The organism is Streptomyces sp. NPDC030799 (assembly GCF_055572255.1).
On the sequence record NZ_JBVIDS010000013.1, the window covers coordinates 303,171 to 328,492 of the forward strand.

Below are 25,322 nucleotides of genomic sequence, written 5' to 3' on the forward strand. Positions count from 1 at the left end.
CGGCCACGCCCGCCGTGAACAGCGGGCGCGGTCCCGAAGGAAGGAGCCGGTGTGCCTCAGACAGTGCGGGAAGACCGACAGCGGGTGACCGCGGACCTCTACATCGAGGTGCAGCAGTTCTACGCGCACCAGATGCCGCTCCTGGAGGAGCGCAGGTTCGAGGAGTTCCTGCAGACGCTCACCGAGGACGGCTCGATCGAGCACCGTCCCGGGGGGTGGAGGATCGAGGGGCGCCGGCAGCTGCTGACCGAGATGCAGCAGCGCCGGGGCGACCCGGAGCGACCGCTCGTCGACGAGGTGTCGGCGCGCGAGGCGCGGGAGAAGAACATCGCCTACTACGACGGCCTCGTGTACCGGTACTGGTTCGACCGGATGCGGATCGAGCCGGTCGACGAGGACACCCTGCACGTCCGGTATCAGGCGATCGTGAGCATGACCGACGCGTCGGGCAAGGTGAGCTTCGAACCGACGACCGTCGTGGAGGACGTGCTGGTCCGCGTCGACGGCGAGCTGTACACCCGTTCCCGCGTCGTCACGCACGACTCGCCGGCCTGGGCCGACAAGATCCACAACCCGTCCTGACCCGCCTGTTCGCAGGGGAGGTTGACCTTGTTCTTCCAGCCATCGGCGGCCGAGCGGTTCGCGCGCTCCGCCGCCGTCACCGACTCCGGCTCCTGGCTGCGGACCCGTGACGTGCCGGGATGGCTGGCGCAGCGTGCCCACGCGCACCGCTTCGCCGTGCAGCGCATCCCGTTCGCCGCGCTCGACGGCTGGGCCTTCGCCCCCGGCAGCGGCAATCTGACCCATCACAGCGGACGTTTCTTCAGCGTGGAAGGGCTACGGGTGTCCGTGGACACCGGGCCGTTCAGGACCTGGCAGCAGCCGATCATCCGGCAGCCGGAGGTCGGCATCCTGGGCATCCTGACCAAGGAGTTCGACGGGGTGCCGCACTTCCTGATGCAGGCCAAGATGGAGCCGGGCAACCCCCGTCCGCTCCAGCTCTCCCCCACGGTGCAGGCGACCCGCAGCAACTACACCAAGGTGCACCGCGGCGCGGACGTGCCCTACCTGGAGCACTTTCTGCGGCCCCGACCGGGCAGCGTGGTGGCCGACGTGCTGCAGTCCGAGCACGGCTCCTGGTTCTTCCGCAAGCACAACCGGAACATGATCGTCGAGACGTCCGAGGACGTGCCGGCCGGTGACGACTTCTGCTGGCTGACCCTCGGCCAGATCGGCGCGCTGCTGCACCAGGACAACCTGGTGAACATGGATGCCCGCACCGTCCTGTCGTGCGCGCCCCTGCCGTTGTGCGGGGACGAAGCACCGTACGAGACCACGGAGTTGCTGTCCTGGTTCACCGCGGAGCGCTCCCGTCACACGGTCCGCGCCGAACTGATGCCGCTGAACGCGGTCGAGGGCTGGCACCGCACGCCGTACGAGATCGAGCACGAGCACGGCCGGTACTTCCGGGTGGTGGCGGTCGCCGTGGAGGCCGGCAGCCGGGAGGTGGGCGGCTGGACCCAGCCGCTGATCGAGCCCGTCGGCCACGGTGTCACGGCCTTCCTGACGCGCCGCTCCGCGGAGGGCGTCCAGGTCCTGGTACGCGCACAGGTCGAAGGCGGTTTCCTCGACACCGTCGAGCTGGCGCCCACCGTGCAGTGCGTGCCGGACAACCACGCCTGGCTGCCGGCCGCCGACCGGCCGCCGTTCCTCGACGCGGTGCTGCGGGCGACTCCCGACCGGATCCGGTACGAGGCGGTCCACTCGGAGGAGGGCGGGCGGTTCCGCAACGCCGTGAGCCGCTACCTGCTCGTCGAGGCCGCGCCCGGCGACGTACCGGACGTGCTGCCGCCGGGCTATCGGTGGGTCGCGCCCGGCCGGCTCGCCGCGCTGGTGCGGCACGGGCACTATCTCAACGTCCAGGCACGCAGCCTGCTGTCCCTGTTCACCACCCGGGCCGTCACGTTCGAGCGGGGATCCAGCGCGGGCCGCGACAATGGCGCGCATGCCTCCTCAGCTCAGCGTGCGCACGCTCAACCGCACCTACTTGCAACGGCAGTTACTGCTGCACCGTAGTCCGCTGTCCGCCCTCTCGGCCGTCGAGCGGCTGGTGGGACTGCAGGCCCAGGAGTCCGACTCGCCCTACGTGAGCCTGTGGGCGCGACTGGCCGGCTTCCGGCACGCCGATCTGACGGCGCTGCTGCACGGCCGGGACGTCGTGCGGGCCAAGCTCCACCGCAACACCCAGCACCTGGTCACCGCCGGGGACTTCGGCCGGCTGCGCCCGCTGCTCGAACCGGTGCTGAAAAAGGCCCGCCAGGGCGCCTTCGGGCGGGCCATCGCCGGTCTCGACCCGTCCGAACTCACCGCCGCGGGGAGGGAGTTCATGGCCGGTGACGGGCTGACCCGGCCGCAGCTCGCCCGCCGGCTCGCCGAGCGCTTCCCCGGCCGGGACCGGCAGGCCCTCGTGTATGCGACACAGTCCCTGGTGGCCCATGTGCACCCGCCGCCCAGCGGCACCTGGGGCGACCGCGGCGCCACCCCGATCGTGCTCGCCGAGGAGTGGATCGGCCGCCCCCTGGAGACGGCACCGCGCATCGAGGACGTGATCACCCGCTATCTGGCGGTGTACGGCCCGGCCTCCGTGATGGACGTCCAGGCCTGGTCGGGCCTGACCCGGCTGCGCGCGGTGCTCGACGGCATGCGCTCCGCTCTGCGCACCTACCAGGACGGCTCGGGTCGCGAGCTGTTCGACCTGCCGGACGCGCCCCTCGGCGACCCGGACGAACCGGCCCCGGTGCGCTTCCTGCCCGCCTTCGACAACCTGATCCTCAGCCACGCCGACCGTACGCGCGTCATCGGCGACGAGGACCGGGCGCGGGTGATCACCGGCAGCGAGGTGCGGCCCACGTTCCTGGTCGACGGATTCGTGCGCGGCACCTGGTCGTTGCGGGACTCCACCCTGCGGGTCCGGCCCTACCGCGCACTGAACCCGGACGAGGCCGAGCGGACCGGTGCGGAGGCCGAGCGGCTGCTCGCCTTCCTGCTGCCGCCGTCCGCCGCGCGGCCCGTCGGCGGCGCGGTGGTCATCGAGGGCTGAGCGGCACCGGAGGGGCCGGCTCGACGGTGCGCCACACCGCCCGCAGCGCGTCGGTCAGCAGGTGTCCGGGACGCCAGCCGAGTGACTGCCGGGCGCGGCTGGGGTCCACCTGGATCCAGTCGGCGCCGGCGCTGCGGCTGCGCACCTCGGCGTGGCGGATCCGCACCGCGTCCGGTGGCAGCCCGCTCACCTCGACCAGGGTCCGTACGAGCGTCTCGACGGCGACCGCCTCACCCCGGCCGATGTTCAGCAGCCGCTCGGGGGCGGCCCCGGCCGCGGCCGCGTACACGGCGGCCGCGGCGTCCCGTACGTCGACGAAGTCCCGGTGGGCCGCGGCCACCGCGACGTCGGTGACCTCGCCCGGGGCGGCGGCGGCCCGGCGCAACCGTGCCGCCAGCGCACCGAAGAAGCTCTCCGGGGCCGTGTACGGACCCAGGGTGTTGGTCAGCCGCAGTACCACGGCGTCGAGTTCGCCGCGCGCCGCCGCGTCGAGCACCAGACGCGACGCGGTGAGCTTGGACCGGGCGTACAGCGAGGTGGGGCGCGGCTCGGCCGTCTCGTCGACAGCGGTGCCGTACGGGATCGGGCCGTACTCGTGGATCGTGCCGAGATGGACGTACCGCACGGGGTCGGGCAGCGCCCGCAGGGCGGCGAGCAGCCGCTCCACCGGCCGCACATTGGCGTCGTCCATCTCGCGGGCGCTCCGCCCCCAGCCGAGCATGGCGTTGACCACCGTGTCGACGCGCGACTCGGCGAGTACGGCGGCGAGTTCCCCACCCGTGAGGCGCCCGGCGTCCAGGGACCGGAACGGGTAGGGGCCGATGTGCGGGGCGGGCCGCCGGGCGATCGCCACGACGTCCGCCCCCCGCTCCGCGAACGCGGCGCAGACGTGCCGGCCCACACAGCCGGTCGCTCCCAGGACCGCGACCCTGCGGGGCCGCCCGGCCAGGCTCATCGTCTCCCCCGTCAGCCGTGCACGCAGTCGGCGTAGCGGGGCAGCATCCCCCGGGCCGCCGCCTCGGCGAGGGTGGGCGCGATCCGGTCCCGCTCGGACAGCAGCGGTGTCAGGTCGCGCGGCCAGGGCAGCGCGAGCTCCTTGTCCAACGGCGATACGGCGTGCTCCAGTTCGGCCCGGTAGCCGGTGGTCACCAGGTAGGACATGACGGTGTCGTCCGCCAGGGCGAGGAAGGCGTGGCCCACGCCCTCGGGGTAGTAGGCGGCCCGGCAGCTCTCCTCGTCCATGTCCACGCGGTCCCAGACCCCGAACGTCGGGGAGCCGACGCGCAGGTCGACGACGACGTCGACGGCCCGGCCGCGCGCGCAGTGGACGTACTTGGCCTGGCCGGGCGGCGCGGTCGTGAAGTGGACGCCGCGCAGCACACCGCGGGCCGAGCGGCTGTGGTTGGTCTGCGCCACCGGGAAGGGACGCCCCACCGCGGCGAGGAACGGCTCCTGCTGCAGCGGCGAGACGAACCGGCCCCGGGCATCGGTGTGCACCTGGGGGGTGAACTCGAAGGCGCCGGCGACGGCGAGTTCACGGGTACGCATGGTGGGCCCTCCTGGACGGGGACGGGTGGGGTGCGGGCCGGTCACGAAACGGTGAGGTCGGGCAGCGGGAAGATCAGCCTGCCGCCGCCGGCCCGGTACGCCGCCTCCCGCTCCAGGAATCCGTCGCGGTAGATCCAGGGCAGGACGAGCAGCTGGTCCGGGGCGAGCGCCTTCGCCTCGGCCTCCGAGACGATGGGGATGCCGGTGCCCGGGGTGAAGCAGCCGTGCTTCTCCTCGTTGGGTTCGCCGATGCACGGCAGGTCGTCGGGGCCCAGGCCGCAGTACTGCAGGATGACGTTGCCCTTGGTGGAGGCGCCGTAGCCCACGGTCGACAGGCCGGCCTTGCGGGAGTCGGCGAGCAGGTCCAGGAGCTGGTCGCGGCTGTCGCGGGTCCGCCCGGCGAACGCCTCGAAGGGGGCAAGGGTGTCGAGGGCGAGCGCGTGCTCCCGGGCGCGGATACGGTCGAGGCCCTCGTGGTCGACGCGGTGCCGGGAACCCGCCTTGGCCAGGGTGACGGACAGGCTGCCGCCGTACACCTCGGTCAGCTCGGCACCGATGACGGCCAGACCGGCGCGCTCGGCCATCCACTCGATCTGCCGCAGGGCGTAGTACTCCAGGTGCTCGTGGCACACCACGTCATAGGCGCCCGCCTCCAGCATCGCGGGCATGTAGCTCTGCTCCATCACCCAGACCCCGTCGTCGTGCAGGATCGCGGCGACGTCCCGCATGAAGTCGAGCGGACGCGGCAGGTCGTAGAACATCGCGATGGACGTGACCGCCTTGACCCGGCGGTCACCGAACCGCGCGGCGAAGACCTCCTTGGAGAAGAAGTCGCAGATCAGCTCCGCACGCTGCGGATACAGCGGGCGGAACTTCTCGCCCGAGGGGTCGATGCCGACCAGCGCGGGACCGTCCTGGGGGTAGCAGCGCAGCAGCGTCGAGTCGTTGCTGCCGATGTCGAGCACCAGGTCGTCGGGGCCGAGGTCGATCCGGTCCGTGACCGCACGGACCTTGCCGCGCAGGTGCTCGATCATGAACGGCCTGATGCCTGAGCGGTATCCGTAGTGCTCGCCGTACATGAGGCCGAAGTCCGCGGTGTGCCGCAGCTGCAGAAGTCCGCAGCCGTCCGGCGAGCACAGCACCAGCTCCAGCGGTACCTCGGGCACCTCCTGCTCACGGCTCCTCGGGAAGACGCAGGTGAGCGGGGATGACCCCAGGTCGAGCACGGGCAGCAGGCTGCGGTTGCCACAGATACGGCAGGCGTCGATGACCATTCGTCTCGTCCTCCAGGGCGCGTGAGCCGTACGGGCTCGGATCGGTTTCACCGTGGCGGGTCGGGCTCGAACGGCTGTGGAGTGCGGCTCGGACGGGACGGCGCCGCTCCAGCCGTAATCGAGCGGCACTGGGTATAGATGCGTTCGGACCCTGATCTGTCGCTGCAGCACGGAGGAGACCCATGAGTTCCGGCATGCCGAAACTGTCGTGGACCGAGGTGTCCGCCCGCCGTCTGGAGCGCAGCCGGCTCGCCGCGCCGTCCACGGCGGACGATGCCGCGGGGATCGTGGGCGCCCTGTGCGGCGTGCACGCCCAGGTCCTCTCGGCGGCCGAACTGTCCGTCGGCACCCGGCTCGCCGGGGCCACCCGCACCGACGTCCAGGACGCCCTGTGGAAGGGGCGCAGCCTGGTCAAGATGTTCGGCCCGCGCGGCACGGTCCATCTGCTGCCGACCGCCGAACTGCCGATGTGGATCGGCGCGTTGGGCTCGATACCGAGGCCCGCGAGCGCGTTCCCCGCGCAGGTGCGGATGACGCCGGAGCAGACGGAGGCGGTCGTCGCGGCCATCGGGCAGGTGCTCGCCGACGCGGAGCTGACCATCGACGAGCTGAGCGACGCCGTCGTCGAGGCGACCGGCCCCTGGGCCGGTGACCTCGTCATGCCCGCCTTCCAGGGCATGTGGCCGCGCTGGCGGCAGGCCATGACGCTCGCCTCGCACCGCGGGATGCTGTGCTTCGCGCCGAACCGGGGCCGCAAGGTCACGTACACCAACCCGCGGCGCTTCCTGCCCGGCTTCCGGCCCGCCGAAGGGCCCGCCGCCCAGGCCGACCTGCTCCACCGCTATCTGCACGCCTACGGCCCCGCCACCCCCCAGAACTTCGCGCAGTGGCTGAACGCCCCGCGCGGCTGGGCGAGCGAGCTGTTCCGCTCGCTGGAGGGGAAGATCGAAGAGGTCGACCTGGCGGGCACGGTCTGCTGGGTGAACGCGGGCGACACCCAGCTGCCGTCGGCTCCGCCGAGCGGCGTTCGCCTGCTGCCGTACTTCGACGCGTACGTGGTGGCGGGGCGCCCCCGCGAACTTCTCTTCCCCGGGCGGGCCGCCGAGCGTGCTCTGGTGCCCAGCGGGCAGGCCGGCAACTACCCGGTGCTGCTGGTCGACGGAACCGTCGCCGGTGTGTGGCACCAGCGCAGATCGGGCCGGCGGATCCACCTCACCGTGGAGCCGCTCGAACCGCTGGGCACCGGGGTGCTCGGTGCGCTGCACGAGGAGGCCGAGCGTGTCGGCGCCGTCCTGGAGGGCCGGCCCGAGCTCACCGTCGGCACGGTGACCACCGGTCCGCACGCCTGAGGACGTCGCGCGCGATACACCGGAGTGCCCTGCGGAACAAGGGTCGTTGAATGCCGGAATGGTCGGCTCCGGCGCGACGCGAGTGGTCTTCGAGTCTCCTGCCCCAGACTCGCCGCACATCCAAGTTCCCTCACAGGAGAGGTCAAGAGGCCCATGAGCTCCGCCAGTGAAGCAGCGGCCCCTCCCGCTGCAGACCCGAAGCGCTGGGTGGCCCTGGCCGTGTTGCTGACCGCAACTCTGCTGGATCTGCTCGACGCAACCATCATCAACATCGCGATCCCGAGCATCCAGCGGGACATCGGCGCCTCCAACACGGCCGTCCAATGGATCACGGCGGGCTACACGCTGTCCTTCGCCGTCGGCCTGATCACCGGCGGCCGGCTCGGCGACATCTTCGGCCGCAAGAAGGTCTTCCTGCTCGCCATGGCCGGGTTCACCGTCGCCTCGGCGTTGTCCGGTGTGGCCGCAGGGCCTCAGATGCTGATCGCCACACGCATCCTGCAGGGCCTGATGGCCTCCCTGATGGTGCCGCAGGTGCTGTCGATCATGCAGGTCACCTTCGCCCCGCAGGAGATGGGCCGGGCCTTCGGGATGTTCGGTGCGGTCAGCGGCATCGGCGCCGTCTCCGGTCCCGTCCTCGGCGCGCTGCTCACCGAGTGGAACGTCTTCGGTCTGGAGTGGCGGCCGATCTTCCTCATCAACGTGCCCGTGGGAATCGTCGGCCTCCTCCTGGGACGGCACTACCTCAACGAGTCGAAGGCCCCCTCGGCGCCGCGGCTCGACCTGGTGGGCATCGCCGTCGCCACACTCGGTCTGCTGATGCTGCTGTTCCCGCTCACCCGGGGCCAGGAGCTGGGCTGGCCGGTGTGGAGCCTGGTGTGCATGCCCGCGAGCCTGCTCGTCTTCGCCGCCTTCGTGCTGCATCAGCGGTCCAAGATCCGTCGCGACGGGTTCCCGCTGGTCGAGCTCTCGCTGTTCAAGGTCAGGAGCTTCTCCGCGGGTATCCTCGTCCAGCTCATCTTCGGCACGGCCTTCGGTCTGTTCTCGCTGACCGGAGCGCTGTACATGCAGATCGGCCTCGGCTGGTCGCCCGTGCACGCCGCGCTGACCAGCCTGATCTTCGGTGTGACCATGTCGGTCGTGGCCATCACGTCCGTGCAGAAGCTGGTCCCGCGGTTCGGCCGCAAGGTGCTGCAGACCGGCGCGCTGCTGCTGATCGCGGGCCTCGCGCTCTACGGGTGGCTCGCGCGGGAGCACGGCACCGGTGTCACGACCGCGCATCTGATCGTGCCGCTCGTGGTGGCCGGTGCGGGCCTGGGGATGATCATGGCGCCGCTCACCAGCGCGGTGCTCTCCGAAGTGCCCGGCGCGCACGCCGGTTCGGCGTCCGGCCTGGTCAACACCGTCAACCAGCTCGGCCTGTCGTTCGGCCTCGGGCTGACCTCGGTGGCCTTCTTCAACGGTGTGCCGTCCCATGTCACGAGCGGCAAGCCCTACATCGGCGCCTTCACCGACACGCTGTGGTGGGTGGGCGGTGCCATGGCTCTCGCCTTCCTGCTGATGTTCGCCCTGCCGAAGGCGGCGCAGGCCCAGTTCGCGGCTCCTGAGCCGGCCGAGCCGGACGACGCCGCCGCGCCGGGGGCGACGGAGCAGGCTTCGCGGCTGTCGGAGGGCGGGTCGGCCGCCGCCGCGACCGCCTGAGGCCGCCGGTCCCCTTCCGTACGACCACGGTCCACAGACCCGTCCTCGGGTCTGTGGACCGCTGTCGTGCGGGGGCATCGGCGGAAAGGAGGTCACCAGGGGACGGTGCCGTCCGCGGTGAGGAAGACCCCGGAGGGGCCGTCGGCGTCCAGCGTCGCGGCAGTGACCTCCACCTGCGCGCCCTGCTCGGCCGTCAGCACGCCGACGCCGTGGTTGATGTCGGTGGCGACGAACCCCGGCGAGCAGGCGTTGACCTTGACGGCGGTGCCGCGCAGCTCGTTGGCGTAGAGCACGGTCAGCATGTTCACCGCGGCCTTCGACACCGAGTAGCCGGTGATCGCCGGCATCTCGGAGCCGGCCAGCCAGGCCGGGATGCCCATCTCGCTGGAGACGTTGACGATACGGCCCTGGGGGGAGCGGCGCAGCAGCGGGAGCATCGCGTTGGTGACCGCGACCAGGCCGCAGACGTTCGTCTCGAAAGTGATCCGCAGCGCGTCGAGGGAGACCTCGCTCGCCTTGGCCGCGGGCCACTCGACGTTGATTCCGGCGTTGTTGACGAGGATGTCCAGGCGTCCGTACGTCTCGTCGATCCGGCGCGCGGCGGCGGCGATGCCGGCGCCGTCCGTGACGTCCAGCTGCACGAAGTGCGCATCCGCGCCCTCCTCGCGCAGCAGCTTCACCGCGGCCTCGCCGCGGGCCCGGTCCCTGGCGCCCATCAGCACGACGGCGCCCAGCCGTCCCAGGCTCCGGGCGGCTTCCAGACCGATGCCCTTGTTGGCACCTGTGATCAGGGAGATCTTCGATGTGGCTGTCATGCGGGGAGGGTGCCACGGGCCCCTAGGGCGCGGCTGGTCCATGGCTCGGCGCAGCCCGGTACGGCTGGGTACGACCGACGAAAGGGGCCGCCGGCCTCAGCCGGCGGCCCCTTTCGCGGTGGTGGCCCGGGACGTGCAGGACGTCAGCGCCCGGTGTCCACGGGCCGCGCCTGAACGATGCTCAGCACCGACTCGGTGCCGATGACCCGCTCGACGCGGAACCCGGCCTCGGCGAGCAGCGCGGTGTACTCCTCCTCGGTCCGCTCCTGACCGCCGGCCATGATCAGCATGGCCAGGTCGAACGCCTTGCTCGGATGCGGGGCGTCGCCCGCGGGGATGACCCGCTCGATGAGCAGCAGTCTGCCGTCCGGCTTCATGGCCGCGCGGACGCCCCGCAGGATCGTGACGACCTCGCTGTCCGTCCAGCCGTGCAGCACCGACTTCATCATGTACAGGTCGCCGCCGGCGGGGAGTTCCCCGAAGACGTCTCCCCCGACGATCTCGCACCGGTCGCCGAGCCCGGCGTCCGCGATCCGGTTGCGCTCCACCACGTGCGGCAGGTCGAACAGCACCCCGCTCTCCCCGGGGCACCGGGCGAGCACGGTGGCGAGCAGGGTGCCGTCGCCGCCGCCGATGTCGACGATGCGGCCCGCGCCCGTGAAGTCGTACGCCTTGACGATGGCGGCCCGCTCCACGCGGCTGTGCTCGTGCATCGCGGTGTCGAAGTCGGCGCCCTCCTCCGGGTGCTCCTTGAGGTAGTCCCAGACCGGCTGCCCGAACGCCTTGCTGAAGGTGCCCTCGCCGGTGCGCAGGGCATGTTCGGCGTACTGGAACGTACGCACGGTGAGCCGCCCCTGCTGGGCCACCGTCGTGCGCACCGAACGCGGGTGGTCCGAGCGCAGGGCCTCGCCGACGTCGGTCAGCGCGAAGCGCCCGGTGTCGTCCTGGCGGAACACACCGCAGCCGGCGAGCGCGCGCAGCAGGCGGTGCAGGCTCGGTGCGTGGGTACCGGTGGGCCCGGCGAGTTCCGCCGCCGAGCGGGGGCCCTGCGCCAGATGGTCGGCCAGCCGCAGCTCGGCCGCCAGGTGCAGGGCACTGGCGTAGATGAAGCCGTCGCCGATCTCCAGCAGCCGCAGGCTGCCGTCCAGTTCCGTTGCGTTGCCCATGGGCTGCTCGCCCTCCTTGGGGGTCTCGGAGCGGGGGGTACGGGCGGACGTGGCGGAGGCTGCCGTCATCGGCGGGCCACGGCTTCCACGAGGCTGTCGGGGCCGGCGCTGTGGATGATCCGGGTCAGCCGCAGCCCCGACCGGTCGAGCAGGTCACGGAACTCGGACTCGGTGCGCTGCCGGCCCGTGGTGCCGACGAGCGTCTCCAGGTCGAGGAGCTTGGCGACGGACGGCTCGGGCCCGTCCGGCACGACCGGCTCACCGAGCAGGACCGTGGCGTGCTCGGGCATCGCCGCCCGTACGTTGCGCAGGATGTCGACCGAGCGCTCGTCGTCCCAGTCGTGGATGACGGCCGTCAGGACGTAGGCGTCGGCTCCCCCGGGGACCCGGTCGAAGAAGGAGCCGCCGATCACCTCGCAGCGGTCGGCGACACCCGCGCCCTGCAGCACGGACCCGGAGCGCTCGACGACGTCCGGCAGGTCGAGCAGGATGCCGCGCAGCCCGGGGTTCTTGGCCAGGATCCCGGCGAGGTAGGCACCGTTCCCGCCGCCGATGTCGGCGACCTTGCCGAACCGGCCGAAGTCGTACGCCTCCAGCGTGGCATAGATGGTGGAGGCCACCGAGGTCATGGCCCCGTCGAAGATCGCGGCCTCCTCGGGATGGGTGCGGTAGTAGTCGAACTGCGGCTCGCCGTGGGCGAGGTCGAAGCCGGGCCTGCCGCTCACCACGCTCTCGTACAGGTGGCTCCAGGCGGCGCGGTGGAAGTGCGAGCCGAAGTGGGTGGCGAGCCCGCGCAGCGACGGGGAGTGGTCGCTGCGCAGCAGTTCGCCCTGCGCCGTGAGGGCGAAGCGGCGGCCGGGCAGTTCGGTGAGCACACCGAAGTCGGCGACGACCCGCAGCACCCGGTACAGGCCGAGTGTCTTCGCCCCGACCTCGGCGGCGATGTCCTCCACGGGCCGGGGTCCGCCGGCGAGCACGTCCGCCACCCCGAAGCGTGCCACCACGCTGATGGCCTGGGTGACGAACCCGCCCATCAGGAGCGGCATCAGAGCTGCCTCGGGCGGCACGCCCGCCGGCGCCGGCGGGTCCAGCTCGCTTGCCGTGTCGGTCATCGCCTCGTCCCCTTCGCTGGCATGTGCTGGCAGTGGCCTTCCTCGGCCGTCCTGTGTCGCAGAGCACCTTGCAGCAGCGGCCTCAACGACCGGTCGAGGCCCGGTGCAGTGCCCGTGCGCCGTCCGTGGCGCACCGCCGGACCTCGTCGAGCAGCCGGATCTGCTCGCGCACGGCGTCCGCGGGGGCCGCCCCCGAGCGCACCGCGGCGCAGAACCTCCGTACCGTGCCGGCGACCTGGTCGTCGGCGGCCGCCAGGATCTCCCGGGTCCCCGTCGCGTCCCGCAGCCGGATGCGCGGCACATGGTCGGCGGGTGGGGTGAAGGCGCGGTCGACCGTGATGCGCCCGGTGCTGCCGCACAGCTCGTAGTCGCTGCGGTAGGCGTGGTCGAGGCCGAACGACAGCTGGGCGCTCACCCCGTCGGGGCTGCGCAGCAGTGCGGCGCCACCGGTGTCCACCTGGTGTCCGCGACCGCGGGTCAGGCTCGCCCCGACGACCCGCAGCCCGGACCCGAGGAAGTGCACGGCCGCCCTGACCGGGTAGACGCCGGTGTCGCGCAACGCGCCGCCGCCGAGGTCGGCGCGGTAGCGGATGTCGTCCCGCGGCAACGCCGGCACGGCGAACGTCGCCTGGAAGGCGCGCAGTTCGCCGATGGCGCCGTCGGCGAGCAGCCGGCGTACGACGGCGTGCTGACCGTGCGCGGGGAACATCACGTTCTCCATCAGGGCGAGCCCGCTGCCGGCCGCGAGCGCGAACAGGCGGTCCGCCTCACCGGGTGTGTCGGCCAGCGGTTTCTCCACGAGTACGTGTTTGCCGGCCCGCAGCGCGGCCTCGGCCCAGGGCGCGTGCAGGGCCGCGGGCAGCGGGATGTAGACGGCGTCGACATCGCGGGCCCGCAGCAGTTCGGCGTATCCGTGCACCCCGCGGCAGCCGTGCGCACGACCGCTCGCCTCGGCCGCGGCGGCGTCACGGCTGGCCACCGCCGTGAGACGGGCATCCGGTTCGGCGGCGAAGGCGGGCAGCATCCGGCGCACAGCGATGTCGGCGCGGGCGCCCAGGACCCCGATGCGGACGGGACCCTGCGACGGTTCGACGGCCACGGCGGCTCCTTCACGGTGGGCGGCGGCCCGGCCGGCCGCTGCGGACGACCTCTGACGGGTCGCGGACAGTTGTCTCCCCTCACGGAAGACCGCGGCTCGAGCGTGTGTCGAGCCCGAGGCCCGATGGTGGCCGGGCCTGCGCGGCACACGGAGTGAGGAGAAGAGATGAGTCAGACGGCGACCACCCCGGAGGCCGTGACGCAGTCACCGGTCGGTACGTGGCGGGAGGAGCTCTTCCTGTCCCGGGGGACCTATGCCAGCACCCTGCGCTTCACCGAGAACGGCCGGGCGCTGCTGCTGCGCGGTCCGCGTCCCGGCTGTGTGGGCGCGGGCGACTGGAGCGCGACCGGTGCGAACCGGTTCACCTTCCGGATCGCCGAGCTCGTCTTCGAGCCGGACGGCACGTACACCGGGTGGGTGGGCATCGAGCAGCACGCGACCCTGGACGGTGACACCTTCACCAGCTCGGGCACGTCGTACGTCTACGACGCCGAGGACCGGCTGCTCGACCAGGCCGATGTCAGGGCCCGCGGCACCCGCGACTGAACCGCCGCCCCTCCCCCGCACAGGCCCGCCGACGGGCTCGTTCCCACCCCTCGACACAGGAGGCACACGATGACTTCCGCTCCGTCCGATGTGAATGAACTGAGCGCGACGCTCTCGGAGCACATGAACGGCTTTCTGTACACCGCCTCGCTCTACACGGTGACGCGCTTCGGCATCGCCGAGCATCTCGTCGACGGCCCGCGCACCCCGGCCGAGCTGGCCGGGCTGGCCGGCGTCAACGGCCCCCATCTGCACCGCATCCTGCGCTACCTGGCCACCCGGGACGTGTTCCGCGAGGACGAGCAGGGCCGCTTCCACCTGACGCCGATGGCGAACCTGCTGCGCCCCGACGTGCCCGGCTCACTGCGCGACAGCTTCCTGATGCTGGGCAACGAGGAGCTGTACTGGAAGCCGATGGGCAGGCTGCACGAGACCGTGCGCACCGGCCACACGGTCTTCGACGACATGTACGGCGCACAGTTCTTCCCGTATCTGCAGACGGTCCCGGAGCTGTCGACCCTGTTCAACTCGGGTACGGCGGGCTTCTCGCGCCAGTGGATCGGCCAGATCGCCGCCAGCTACGACTTCCCCGACGGCGCCCGTGTCGTCGACGTCGGCGGCGGCCGGGGCGACCTGCTGCGCGGGGTGCTCGCGGCCCACCCGGGCATCACCGGAACGCTCTACGACCAGGAGTCCGTGCTCGCCGAGCACCGCCTGGACGTACCGGAGCTGGCGGGCCGCTGGAGTGTCCAGGCGGGCGACTTCTTCGAGCGGGTACCGGCCGGCTACGACTACTACTTCCTGAAGTCGGTCCTGCACGACTGGAGCGACGACGACTGCCTGCGGATCCTGAAGTCCGTGCGGGAAGGGATGCGCGAGGACAGCCGGCTGCTGGTCGTCGACCCGGTCATCCCGCGGGGCAACGAGCCGCACGCCAGCAAGACCATCGACGCGATGATGATGGTCATCCACGACGGCAAGGAGCGCACGCAGGAGGAGTTCGAGGAGATCCTCGGCACGGCCGGCTTCTCGGTGCTGCGGACGCTGCCCACCCCCGGCCTGATGTCCATCGTGGAGGCCACGGTCGCCTGACCTGCCTTCGCCCGCCCGCTCGCCCTGCCTCCTCGTCCCGCCCGCGGTCCGTCGCCGCGGGCAGGACGAGGAGGCCCGGCTCAGTGCCGTCCCGTCCGCTCCGGGAAGAGGTCGGCGCTCTGCACGTACTCCATGCGCGCGGTGAACTCCGGGTCGGTGAACCGCCGTCGCAGCTCCTCGGGGGTGACGTCCTCGACGTGCGTCTGGATCCACCACAGATTGCCCAGCGGGTCACGGACCCGGCCCACCCGGTCGCCGAAGGCCAGGTGGGTCACCTCGGTCACCGGCGTGGCCCCGGCCTCGACCGCCTGCCGGTACACCGCGTCGGCGTCCTCGACGAACAGGCGCAGATGGGCGGGGGTGTGCGGCCAGTCGGGGGAGTGCCGGTCGAACATCATGACCACCGCGTCCCCGATCCGCACCTCGGCGTGCTCGATCCGTCCGCCGGGGCCGACCATGCGGCCCAGTTCCTCGGCCCCGAAGGCTCTCTTGAGGAAGTCGATGAGAGCGGCGGTGTCGGCCGAGATGATCCAGGGGGTCACCGCGGTGTAGCCCTCGGGGATCGGTGCGACGGCCATGCTGTTCCTCCTTGCGTACGGCGTGCTGGGCACCTTCCTCACGCTAGGCGGCAGTAGGACAGCTGCTGACCTAACGGCGCCGCGGGACGGCGTAACCACCCCTGGAACACGTGTGCCATGCCCCGTCCGGGGCGTTCACCGGGCTTGACCTGGGTCCCATCGGTCCTCCAGTGGCCCCCCATAGCGTGCGGGCACCACCGGAAACCCGGCCTGAAAGGGCACATGATGAGCGAAGAGGACGTCATTGACCTGGCGGCGCTCGGCGAGGACTTCGCCCGCGACCCGCACCCCGTCTACGCCGAACTGCGCCGCCGGGGACCGGTGCACCGGGTCCTGCTGCCCGAGGGGTTCACCGCCTGGCTCGTGGTCGGCCACGAGGCCGCGCGCACGGCCCTTTCCCATCCGCACCTGTCCAACGACATGCGCAACGCCAAGGACGCGGACCTCACCGATCTGGTCGCCGACGCGCCGAACATGCTGATGTCCGATCCGCCCCGGCACACCCGGCTGCGCAAGCTCGTGGTCCGGGAGTTCACGCCGCGGCGCATCCGGGCCCTCGAAGGCCGCGTCGAGCAGATCACGCACGAGCTGATCGACACGATGCTGGCCCGCCCCGACGGCCGCGCCGATCTCGTCACGGACTTCGCCTATCCGCTGCCCGCCGCGGTGATCTGCGAACTGCTCGGCGTGCCCTTCGACGACCGCGAGAAGTTCCACGCCTGGTCCACGGAGATCACCAAACGGCTCGGGGACGGCGGCGCCGAGGCGGCCATGGGCGAACTGATGGGATATCTGACGGCGCTCCTGCGGGACAAGCGCAGCCGGCCCGGCGACGACCTGCTCAGCGCACTGGTGCGCACCAGCGGCGAGGACCAGGACGCCTTGTCCACCGAGGAGCTCGTCGGCATGGCGGTCCTGCTGCTCGTCGCCGGCCAGGAGACCACCACGGGACTGATCGCCAACGGCGTCCTTGCGCTGCTCCGCCACCCGGACCAACTGGCGGACCTGCGGGCCGACTTCTCCCTGCTGGACGGCGCGGTCGAGGAGATGCTGCGGCACAGCGGGCCGACCGGCACCTCGCTGCACCGCTTCACCACCGCGCCGGTGGAACTCGACGGCGTGGTCGTGCCGGGCGGCGGCGAACTGGTGCTGATCGGCAACACCCCGGCCAACCAGGACCCGGCGCGGTTCCCCGACGCGGCCCGGTTCGACATCCGCCGCGACGCGAGCGGGCACCTCGCCTTCGGTCACGGCATCCACGCCTGCTTCGGCGCGCCGCTGGCCCGTCTGGAGGCCAAGGCCGCCGTCCGCGCGCTCCTGGAGCGCTGCCCCGATCTGGCGCTGGCCGTCGACGCGGACGCGCTGCTGTGGCATCCGAGCGTCATGATGCGCGGGCTGACCTCGCTGCCGGTGCGGGTACGCGCCGCGGCCGTCTCCGCCGCCCCGTGAGCCGCACGACGGCGCCCGGGTGCCCCTCCGCCGGTCGCGGAGGGGCACCCGGGCGCCGTCACCGTCAGAATCGCACGGGCAGCCGTTCCAGGCTGCGCAGGAACAGCGTCGGCGGACGCCACACCAGGTCGGCCGGGTCGACCGCGAGCGCCAGACCGGGGCAGCGCTCCAGCAGCGTGCGCAGGGCGATGCCCGCCTCCAGTTTCGCCAGCGGGGCGCCGATGCAGGCGTGGATGCCGTGGCCGAATCCGATGTGGCCGCGGGTCTCGCGGGGGTCCCGCAGGATGTCGAAGCGCTCCGGGTCGGTGAACCGCTCCGGGTCGCGGGACGCGGAGGCGAGCCCGGCCATCACCACTTCGCCGGCCGGTATCTCGGTGCCGCCGACGACCACGGGCTCGGTGGTGTAGCGGAAGGCGGAGACCTCCACCGGCCCCTCGTAGCGCATCGTCTCCTCGATCGCACCGTCGAGCAGCGACCAGTCGGCGCGCAGCGCCGCGAGCTGGTCGGGGTGCTGCAACAGCGCCGAGACGGCACTGGCGATCAGGTTGTTCGTCGTCTCGTGCCCGGCGACGAGCAGCAGGAAGGCCATGCCGAAGAGTTCGTCGTCGGAGAGCCGGTCCCCGGACTCGTCGGAGGTGCGCACCAGATCGCTGAGCAGATCCGTGCCGTCGCCCGCACGCTTGCCCGCGATGAGGGCCCCCAGATAACCGGCCATGGCCTCCCCCGCGGCCTGACCCGCCTCAGGGTTCGGCGGCGCGGACATCTCGCTCGACCAGCGGTGGAAGTCCTCGCGGTCCTTCTCCGGTACGCCGAACAGCTCGCAGATCACGGACAGCGGCAGCCGCAGACTGAAGGTGTCGACCAGGTCGGCGGTGCCCAACGGCAGGGCGGCGTCCAGGAGTTCGTCCGTGAGCTGCTGTATCCGGGGCCGCAGCGCCTCGATGCGGCGCGGCGTGAACTCCTTGGAGACCAGCTTGCGCAGCCGCGTGTGGTCCGGCGGGTCCGCCTGCAGCATGTTGGTGCCGATGGCGCTGCGGCCCATGTCCGGCCAGGCCGTCAGATACCGCTGGTCCGTGCTGAACCTCGGGTCCTTCAGCGCGGCACGGGCTTCGGCCGGACCCACGATCAGCCAGGCCAGCCTGCCGTCCATGACGCGGGCGCGGTGCACCGGGCCGAGCGCGCGCAGCCTCGCGAAGTACGGATAGGGGTCGGCGGTGAACTCCGGGTCCGTTCCGGTGAGGTCGGCGATGATCTCCGCCCCCGGCGGCGTCCCTGCTTCGGTTGTCGTCATGGCCGGAAGGTAGGGTCCGGCGCTCGACTGCCGCTCAGGAACGGCTCATGCGGAGCGCTCCGCGGGGAGAGCCGCGTCGGGGCCGTCGTACGTCTGCGGCGCGCCCCTTCGGGGCGCCGGCGCGCCGTCCTCGACTCGGCCTCGACCCTCGCATGTGACCCTGCCGCCTCGTCATCGTGACCGGTCGCCCGCGGCGTGTGCCGTGACGCTCCCCGGTCCTCCGCCCGTCCCAGGCCCTCGGCTGCCCTCGGTCACAGCCCCGGGGCCGTAGAGGAGCATCCATGCGCGTCCTGATCGTGGTGTGGCCCCTGACGGCCCACCTGAACCCGGCTCTCCCCCTCGCCCACGCCCTCCAGGGCGCCGGTCACGAGGTCCGGATCGCCTCGCACCCCGACCTGTCCCCGGCCATCACGGGGGCCGGTCTGCACGCGGTCCCGCTCGGCACCCCGCAGACCATCGCGGCCCCGCACACCGTCGGCGACCACCTGCTCCCCCAGGACCGGGTGGACCGGCTCGCGAAGGCACTGTCCGTCTCGGCGGACGTCGAGGCCGACGTGTGGGCCACGCTCAGCACGTACACCCTGGCGTCCTCGCGGGTCTTCCACCCGGCCGACAGCGCGGGCGGCGCCGGGTGGGGCGGGGTGGACGACCTGGTGGCGGTGGCCCGTGACTGGCGGCCGGATCTGGTGCTGTGGGACCCGAACTGGCCGAGCGCCGCGGTCGCCGCCCGGGCCTGCGGTGCCGCGCAGGGCCGGCTCCTGTGGGGCCGGGACTTTCTGGGCTGGGCGGACCACCGGGCCACGGCGCACCGGGACGAACTGGCCGCCGCGGGCCTGGCACATCCGGTCGCCGAGATCATCCGCCCGGCCGCCGAGCGGCACGGGGTGGCGGTCGACGACGAGCTCCTGCTGGGCCAGTTCACGCTCGACCCGACGCCGGCCGACATGCGGCTGGCGAGCCGTGCCCGCACCGTGCCGATCCGGCGCATCCCCTACTCGGGAGCCGCCGAGGTCCCGGGCTGGCTGCGGGCCACGCCCGAGCGGCCCAGGGTGGCCCTCTCGCTCGGCGTGACCCAGCGGATGTTCGACAACGACCGGGTGATGATCCCGGCGCTGCTCGACACGGTCGACGGCCTCGACGTCGAGGTGATCGCCACGCTGGACTCCTCCCAGCTGGCCGGCCTGCGCGTCCCCGGCAATGTCCGCACCGTCGACTACCTCCCGCTGAACCTGCTCCTGCCGAGCTGCTCGGCGATCATCCACCACGGTGGCATCGGCACGTTCACGGCCGCCGTCGCGCACAGCGTGCCGCAGCTCTCGGTCGTCGACGACCGGGGCATCGCGTACGCCGCCCACGCCCATTACGTGGTGCGGCACGGCGCCGGCCTGTATGCGCACCCGGGGCACCTGTCGGTGGCGCAGATGCGCGAGCGGCTCCTGCGGCTGCTGTCCGAGCCGTCGTTCCAGGAGGGGGCCGCGCGGCTGCACGCCGACTGGCTGGCCATGCCGAGCCCCCATGACACCGTCCCCGTGCTGGAGGAACTCGTCGCCCGCCACCGGAACAGCGGCTGACCGGGTCCGGAGTCGGTCAAGGGGCGCTCAAGGCAGCGCCCCGACACTCGCCACGCCCACCCCGCCCCCCTTTTCCGAGAGGCCCGCGCATGCCCACCAAGACCGCTGAGTTCACCGACTTCAAGGTTGCCGACCTCTCCCTGGCCGAGTTCGGCCGCAAGGAGATCACACTGGCCGAGCACGAGATGCCGGGCCTGATGGCGATCCGCGAGGAGTACGCGAAGGCCCAGCCGCTCAGGGGCGCCCGTATCACCGGCTCCCTGCACATGACGGTCCAGACGGCCGTGCTGATCGAGACCCTGGTGGCGCTCGGTGCGGAGGTCCGCTGGGTCTCCTGCAACATCTTCTCCACCCAGGACCACGCCGCCGCAGCGATCGCCGCCGCCGGCATCCCGGTCTTCGCCTGGAAGGGGGAGACCCTTCAGGAGTACTGGTGGTGCACCGAGCAGGCCCTCACCTGGCCCGGACACAGCGGCCCGAACATGATCCTGGACGACGGCGGCGACGCCACCCTCCTCGTCCACCTCGGCGTCGAACACCGCAAGACGGGCGCCCTGCCCGAGGCCGACAACGAGGAACTGGCCGTCGTCCGCGCCCTGCTGGAGAACAGCACCCTCGACTGGACCCGGCTCGCCTCCGAGATCCGCGGTGTCACCGAGGAGACGACGACGGGTGTGCACCGCCTGTACGAGATGCAGCGCGACGGTGTCCTTCTGTTCCCGGCGATCAACGTGAACGACGCCGTCACCAAGTCGAAGTTCGACAACAAGTACGGTTGCCGGCATTCGCTGGTCGACGGCATCAACCGTGCGACGGACACTCTGATCGGCGGCAAGACCGCGGTGGTGTGCGGTTACGGCGATGTGGGCAAGGGCTGTGCGGAGTCGCTGCGGGGTCAGGGTGCCCGTGTGATCGTCACGGAGATCGACCCGATCTGTGCGCTGCAGGCGGCGATGGACGGCTATCAGGTCACGACCCTGGAGGAGGTCGTCGACCAGGCCGACATCTTCATCACCACGACCGGCAACAAGGACATCATCATGGCCTCGGACATGGCCAGGATGAAGCATCAGGCGATCGTCGGGAACATCGGGCACTTCGACAACGAGATCGACATGGCCGGTCTCGCGAAGGTTCCGGGGATCGTGAAGGACGAGGTCAAGCCGCAGGTCCACACGTGGACGTTCCCGGACGGCAAGAAGATCATCGTGCTGTCCGAGGGCCGTCTGCTGAACCTGGGCAACGCCACCGGCCACCCGTCGTTCGTGATGTCGAACTCCTTCGCGGACCAGACGCTGGCGCAGATCGAGCTGTTCACCAAGCCCGACGCGTACCCGACCGGCGTGTACGTGCTGCCCAAGCACCTCGACGAGAAGGTCGCCCGCCTCCACCTGGACGCGCTGGGCGTCAAGCTCACCACGCTGCGTCCGGAGCAGGCCGCGTACATCGGCGTCGAGATCGACGGCCCGTACAAGCCCGACCACTACCGCTACTGACCCGGCCGGAACCACCGACAACTGGAGTGCGCATGTCTCGCCGTCTGTTCACCTCGGAGTCCGTGACCGAGGGCCACCCCGACAAGATCGCCGACCAGATCAGCGACGCCGTCCTCGACGAACTGCTGCGCCAGGACCCGGCCTCGCGCGTCGCCGTCGAGACGCTGATCACCACCGGACAAGTGCACATCGCGGGTGAGGTGACCACGTCCGCGTACGCCGACGTCGCCACCCTCGTCCGCGAGAAGATCCTGGAGATCGGCTACGACTCCTCGGCCAAGGGCTTCGACGGCGCGTCCTGCGGTGTCTCCGTCTCCATCGGCGCGCAGTCCCCGGACATCGCCCAGGGCGTCGACGTCGCGTACGAGAAGCGCCTGGACGAGTCCGACGACGAACTCGCCCAGCAGGGCGCGGGCGACCAGGGGCTGATGTTCGGCTACGCCACGGACGAGACCCCGAACCTCATGCCGCTGCCCATCGAACTCGCGCACCGCCTCGCCCGCCGGCTGACCGAGGTCCGCAAGGACGGCACCGTCCCCTACCTGCGCCCCGACGGCAAGACCCAGGTCACCATCGAGTACGAGGGCAGCCGCCCGGTCCGCCTGGACACCGTCGTCGTCTCCTCGCAGCACGCGAGCGACATCGACCTCGGCTCGCTGCTCGCCCCCGACATCAAGGAGTTCGTCGTCGAGCACGTGCTGACGCGGCTCGCCGACGACGGCATCAAGCTGGAGACCGACGACTACCGTCTCCTGGTCAACCCCACCGGCCGTTTCGAGATCGGCGGCCCGATGGGCGACGCGGGCCTGACCGGCCGCAAGATCATCATCGACACGTACGGGGGCTACGCCCGTCACGGCGGCGGCGCCTTCTCCGGCAAGGACCCCTCCAAGGTGGACCGCTCCGCCGCGTACGCGATGCGCTGGGTCGCCAAGAACGTCGTCGCCGCCGGTCTCGCCAAACGCTGCGAGGTCCAGGTCGCGTACGCGATCGGCAAGGCCGAGCCGGTCGGCCTGTTCGTCGAGACCTTCGGCACCGCGGTCGTGGCCACCGACCGGATCGAGAAGGCCGTGGCCGAGGTCTTCGACCTGCGCCCCGCCGCGATCATCCGGGACCTGGACCTGCTCCGCCCGATCTACTCCCAGACCGCCGCCTACGGGCACTTCGGCCGCGAACTGCCCGACTTCACCTGGGAGAAGACGGACCGTGTGGCCGCGCTGCGCACGGCTGCGGGGATCTGACATGCGTATCGCCGTGAGCGGGTCCATCGCCACCGACCACCTGATGGTCTTCCCCGGGCGGTTCACCGAGCAGCTGCTGCCCGACCAGCTCGCCCGGGTCTCCCTGTCCTTCCTGGTCGACAAGCTCGACGTGCGCCGCGGCGGCGTCGCCGCCAACATCGCCTACGGCCTCGGTGGGTTCGGGCTGGCGCCCGTCCTGGTCGGCGCGGTCGGCGACGACTTCGCGGAGTACCGGGTCTGGCTCAAGGACCACGGGGTCGACACCGACGTCGTGCACGTGTCCGAGACCCGGCAGACGGCACGGTTCCTGTGCCTGACCGACCGCGAGCTGAACCAGATCGCCGCCTTCTACGCGGGCGCCATGGCCGAGGCGCCGGCGACCGGCATCCAGCGTGTCGTCGAGCACGCGGGCGGCCTCGACCTGGTGCTCGTCTCGCCCAACGACCCCGAGGCGATGCTGCGGCACACGGCCGAGTGCCGGGCCGCGGGCATCCCGTTCGCCGCGGACCCCTCACAGCAGCTCGCCACCTTGGACGGCGACCAGGTGAACCGTCTCGTCGACGGCGCCCGCTGGCTGTTCACCAACGAGTACGAGGCAGCCCTGCTGCTCGAACGCACGGGCCGGCAGCGCGAGGACGTGCTCGGCCGGGTGGGCACCTGGATCACCACCCTCGGCCCGGACGGCGTACGGATCGACCGCTCCGGCGCCGATCCCCACCTGGTGCCCGCCGTGCCCGCGTGGGAGACCAAGGACCCGACCGGCGTCGGGGACGCGTTCCGCGCCGGGTTCCTGGCCGCCGTCAGCCAGGGCCTGCCGCCCGAGTCCGCGGCCCTGCTCGGCTGTGCCCTGGCCACCACCGCCCTCGCCACCCTGGGCTCCCAGGAGTACGAGGTGCGGCCCGCCGACCTCTTCGCGCGCATCTCCGGCACCTACGGCGCCCACGCGGCGCGGCCCTTCGAGGGCTGGCTCACCGGCGCACCGGGGCAGGCGTCGTGAGCGCCCGGGTGGACGCCCTGCGGGAAGCCCTCGCCACCCGTGTGGTGGTGGCCGACGGCGCGATGGGCACCATGCTCCAAGCCCAGGAACCCACGCTTGAGGACTTCCAGCAGCTGGAGGGCTGCAACGAGATCCTCAACGTGACCCGCCCCGACATCGTGCGCTCCGTCCACGAGGCGTACTTCGCGGTGGGCGTGGACTGCGTCGAGACCAACACCTTCGGCTCCAACCACACCGCTTCCAGCGAGTACGAGATCGCCGACCGGATCTTCGAGCTGTCCGAGGCCGGCGCCCGGATCGCCCGCGAGGCCGCCGACGACTTCACCGCGCGGGACGGCCGGCCCCGCTGGGTCCTCGGCTCGATCGGCCCCGGAACCAAGCTGCCGTCCCTCGGCCACATCGACTACCGCACGATCCGCGCCGGCTACCAGCAGAACGCCGAGGGTCTGCTGGCCGGCGGCGCCGACGCGCTGATCGTCGAGACCACCCAGGACCTGCTGCAGACCAGGGCCGGCCTGATCGGCGCGCGCCGCGCGATGGACGCTCTCGGTGTCGACGTGCCGCTGATCTGCTCCCTCGCCTTCGAGACCACCGGCGTGATGCTGCTCGGCTCCGAGATCGGCGCGGCCCTCACCGCGCTGGAGCCGCTGGGCATCGATCTGATCGGCCTGAACTGTTCGACGGGCCCGGCCGAGATGAGCGAGCACCTGCGCCATCTGGCCCGGCACTCCAGGACGCCACTGATGTGCATGCCCAATGCCGGGCTGCCGATCCTGGGCAAGGACGGCGCGTACTTCCCGCTGACGCCGTCCGAGCTGGCCGACGCGCAGGAGACCTTCGTTCGCGAGTACGGCCTGTCCCTGGTGGGTGGCTGCTGCGGCACGACGCCCGAGCATCTGCGCCAGGTCGTGGAGCGCGTGAAGGACCTCACCCCGCCCGCCCGCGACCCGCGTCCCGAGCCGGGGGCGGCCTCCCTCTACCAGTCGGTGCCGTTCCGGCAGGACACCTCCTACCTGGCGATCGGTGAGCGCACCAACGCCAACGGCTCCAAGAAGTTCCGCGAGGCCATGCTGGAGGGCCGCTGGGACGACTGTGTGGAGATGGCCCGGGAGCAGATCCGTGAGGGCGCGCACATGCTGGATCTGTGCGTGGACTATGTGGGCCGGGACGGCGTTGCCGACATGGAGGAACTCGCGGGCCGTTTCGCCACCGCCTCCACCCTGCCGATCGTGCTGGACTCCACCGAGGTCGACGTCATCCGGGCCGGCCTGGAGAAGCTCGGCGGCCGGGCGGTGATCAACTCGGTGAACTACGAGGACGGTGCCGGTCCCGGCTCCCGCTTCGCGAAGGTCACCGAGCTCGCCCGGGAGCACGGCGCGGCGCTGATCGCGCTGACCATCGACGAGGAGGGGCAGGCCCGCACGCCCGAGAAGAAGGTGGAGATCGCCGAGCGGCTGATCGCCGATCTGACCGGGAACTGGGGCATCCGTGAGGAGGACATCCTCATCGACACCCTGACCTTCACGATCTGCACCGGTCAGGAGGAGTCGCGCCGGGACGGTGTCGCCACCATCGAGGCCATCCGCGAGCTGAAGCGGCGCCACCCGGCCGTGCAGACCACTCTGGGCCTGTCCAACATCTCCTTCGGCCTGAACCCGGCCGCCCGTATCCTGCTCAACTCGGTCTTCCTCGACGAGTGTGTGAAGGCGGGCCTGGACTCGGCGATCGTGCACGCGAGCAAGATCCTGCCGATCGCCCGGTTCTCCGAGGAAGAGGTCCAGACCGCGCTGGACCTGATCCACGACCGCCGCCGCGAGGGCTACGACCCGCTGCAGAAGCTGATGCAGCTGTTCGAGGGCGCCACCGCCAAGTCGCTGAAGGCGGGCAAGGCGGAGGA

22 protein-coding genes are annotated in these 25,322 nt (G+C 71.7%); 13 read left to right on the forward strand and 9 right to left on the reverse strand.

Annotation, left to right across the window (positions count from 1 at the left end):
- The first annotated feature begins 51 nt into the window (after positions 1-51).
- The 3 genes from ACZ41I_RS30870 to ACZ41I_RS30880 are packed head-to-tail and all read left to right on the forward strand — an operon-like array spanning position 52 to position 3,100.
- The gene (locus ACZ41I_RS30870) at positions 52-582 is read left to right on the forward strand and encodes a nuclear transport factor 2 family protein (protein ID WP_363218783.1); all 531 of its coding nucleotides are present in this window, start codon (positions 52-54) and stop codon (positions 580-582) included.
- 27 nt (positions 583-609) lie between these two features.
- Positions 610-2,076, forward strand: coding sequence for an NDP-hexose 2,3-dehydratase family protein (locus ACZ41I_RS30875; protein WP_399776264.1), 1,467 nt, complete (start codon positions 610-612; stop codon positions 2,074-2,076).
- The gene (locus tag ACZ41I_RS30880; RefSeq protein ID WP_468515599.1) at positions 2,006-3,100 is read left to right on the forward strand and encodes a winged helix DNA-binding domain-containing protein; all 1,095 of its coding nucleotides are present in this window, start codon (positions 2,006-2,008) and stop codon (positions 3,098-3,100) included. Before ACZ41I_RS30875 ends, ACZ41I_RS30880 begins: the two co-directional genes overlap by 71 nt.
- On the opposite strand, the gene ACZ41I_RS30885 is transcribed toward ACZ41I_RS30880, so the two are convergent.
- Genes ACZ41I_RS30885 through ACZ41I_RS30895 form a run of 3 tightly spaced genes read right to left on the reverse strand, consistent with a single transcriptional unit; the run spans position 3,087 to position 5,922 of the window.
- Positions 3,087-4,055, reverse strand: a complete 969-nt coding sequence (locus ACZ41I_RS30885) for an NAD-dependent epimerase/dehydratase family protein (RefSeq protein ID WP_399776260.1) — start codon at positions 4,053-4,055, stop codon at positions 3,087-3,089. The two genes, ACZ41I_RS30880 and ACZ41I_RS30885, sit on opposite strands and share 14 nt — an antisense overlap.
- 11 nt (positions 4,056-4,066) lie before the next feature.
- Complete coding sequence (locus ACZ41I_RS30890) at positions 4,067-4,648, reverse strand: dTDP-4-dehydrorhamnose 3,5-epimerase family protein (RefSeq protein ID WP_399776259.1); 582 nt, start codon at positions 4,646-4,648, stop codon at positions 4,067-4,069.
- Positions 4,649-4,689: 41 nt separating this feature from the next.
- On the reverse strand, positions 4,690-5,922 hold the full coding sequence (locus tag ACZ41I_RS30895) for a class I SAM-dependent methyltransferase (protein ID WP_468327221.1): 1,233 nt from the start codon (positions 5,920-5,922) through the stop codon (positions 4,690-4,692).
- A gap of 182 nt (positions 5,923-6,104) precedes the next feature.
- Between ACZ41I_RS30895 and ACZ41I_RS30900 the strand changes: the two genes are divergently transcribed.
- Positions 6,105-7,271 (forward strand): winged helix DNA-binding domain-containing protein, encoded by a 1,167-nt coding sequence (locus tag ACZ41I_RS30900; RefSeq protein ID WP_468515600.1) that lies wholly within the window; start codon positions 6,105-6,107, stop codon positions 7,269-7,271.
- A 153-nt stretch (positions 7,272-7,424) separates the two neighbouring features.
- Positions 7,425-8,972: an MFS transporter gene (locus tag ACZ41I_RS30905; protein WP_363218776.1), complete on the forward strand. Its 1,548-nt coding sequence runs from the start codon at positions 7,425-7,427 to the stop codon at positions 8,970-8,972.
- A gap of 92 nt (positions 8,973-9,064) precedes the next feature.
- Here the strand turns inward: ACZ41I_RS30905 and ACZ41I_RS30910 are convergent, their stop codons facing one another.
- The 4 genes from ACZ41I_RS30910 to ACZ41I_RS30925 form a co-directional block, all read right to left on the reverse strand.
- Complete coding sequence (locus ACZ41I_RS30910) at positions 9,065-9,787, reverse strand: SDR family oxidoreductase (RefSeq protein WP_363218775.1); 723 nt, start codon at positions 9,785-9,787, stop codon at positions 9,065-9,067.
- A gap of 143 nt (positions 9,788-9,930) precedes the next feature.
- Positions 9,931-10,953 carry a methyltransferase gene (locus ACZ41I_RS30915; RefSeq protein WP_468327218.1) on the reverse strand — a complete coding sequence of 341 codons (1,023 nt, stop codon included), beginning with the start codon at positions 10,951-10,953 and terminating at the stop codon, positions 9,931-9,933.
- A gap of 65 nt (positions 10,954-11,018) precedes the next feature.
- Positions 11,019-12,065: a methyltransferase gene (locus ACZ41I_RS30920; RefSeq protein WP_363218773.1), complete on the reverse strand. Its 1,047-nt coding sequence runs from the start codon at positions 12,063-12,065 to the stop codon at positions 11,019-11,021.
- Positions 12,066-12,147: 82 nt separating this feature from the next.
- Positions 12,148-13,164, reverse strand: a complete 1,017-nt coding sequence (locus ACZ41I_RS30925) for a Gfo/Idh/MocA family protein (RefSeq protein ID WP_363218772.1) — start codon at positions 13,162-13,164, stop codon at positions 12,148-12,150.
- A gap of 165 nt (positions 13,165-13,329) precedes the next feature.
- On the opposite strand from ACZ41I_RS30925, the gene ACZ41I_RS30930 reads away from it, so the two are divergent.
- Complete coding sequence (locus tag ACZ41I_RS30930) at positions 13,330-13,710, forward strand: hypothetical protein (protein ID WP_363218771.1); 381 nt, start codon at positions 13,330-13,332, stop codon at positions 13,708-13,710.
- 69 nt (positions 13,711-13,779) lie between these two features.
- Positions 13,780-14,802, forward strand: coding sequence for a methyltransferase (locus ACZ41I_RS30935; protein WP_399776248.1), 1,023 nt, complete (start codon positions 13,780-13,782; stop codon positions 14,800-14,802).
- Positions 14,803-14,882: 80 nt separating this feature from the next.
- On the opposite strand, the gene ACZ41I_RS30940 is transcribed toward ACZ41I_RS30935, so the two are convergent.
- A complete protein-coding gene (locus tag ACZ41I_RS30940) occupies positions 14,883-15,380 on the reverse strand; it encodes a VOC family protein (RefSeq protein WP_468515601.1) in 498 nt (165 codons plus the stop codon).
- A gap of 225 nt (positions 15,381-15,605) precedes the next feature.
- On the opposite strand from ACZ41I_RS30940, the gene ACZ41I_RS30945 reads away from it, so the two are divergent.
- Positions 15,606-16,829: a cytochrome P450 family protein gene (locus ACZ41I_RS30945; protein WP_468515602.1), complete on the forward strand. Its 1,224-nt coding sequence runs from the start codon at positions 15,606-15,608 to the stop codon at positions 16,827-16,829.
- A 64-nt stretch (positions 16,830-16,893) separates the two neighbouring features.
- Here the strand turns inward: ACZ41I_RS30945 and ACZ41I_RS30950 are convergent, their stop codons facing one another.
- Positions 16,894-18,120 carry a cytochrome P450 family protein gene (locus ACZ41I_RS30950; RefSeq protein WP_363218767.1) on the reverse strand — a complete coding sequence of 409 codons (1,227 nt, stop codon included), beginning with the start codon at positions 18,118-18,120 and terminating at the stop codon, positions 16,894-16,896.
- A 281-nt stretch (positions 18,121-18,401) separates the two neighbouring features.
- Here ACZ41I_RS30950 and ACZ41I_RS30955 point away from each other — a divergent pair, with 281 nt between their 5' ends.
- The 5 genes from ACZ41I_RS30955 to ACZ41I_RS30975 all read left to right on the forward strand — a co-directional run.
- A complete protein-coding gene (locus ACZ41I_RS30955) occupies positions 18,402-19,691 on the forward strand; it encodes a nucleotide disphospho-sugar-binding domain-containing protein (RefSeq protein WP_363218766.1) in 1,290 nt (429 codons plus the stop codon).
- An 89-nt stretch (positions 19,692-19,780) separates the two neighbouring features.
- A complete protein-coding gene (gene ahcY / locus ACZ41I_RS30960; protein WP_468327211.1) occupies positions 19,781-21,187 on the forward strand; it encodes an adenosylhomocysteinase in 1,407 nt (468 codons plus the stop codon).
- Positions 21,188-21,219: 32 nt separating this feature from the next.
- The gene (gene metK / locus ACZ41I_RS30965; RefSeq protein ID WP_363220994.1) at positions 21,220-22,428 is read left to right on the forward strand and encodes a methionine adenosyltransferase; all 1,209 of its coding nucleotides are present in this window, start codon (positions 21,220-21,222) and stop codon (positions 22,426-22,428) included.
- 1 nt (position 22,429) lies between these two features.
- Positions 22,430-23,425: a carbohydrate kinase family protein gene (locus ACZ41I_RS30970; RefSeq protein ID WP_363220995.1), complete on the forward strand. Its 996-nt coding sequence runs from the start codon at positions 22,430-22,432 to the stop codon at positions 23,423-23,425.
- A gap of 62 nt (positions 23,426-23,487) precedes the next feature.
- A partial coding sequence (locus ACZ41I_RS30975) for a homocysteine S-methyltransferase family protein (protein ID WP_468515607.1) occupies positions 23,488-25,322 on the forward strand: 1,835 nt, incomplete at its 3' end.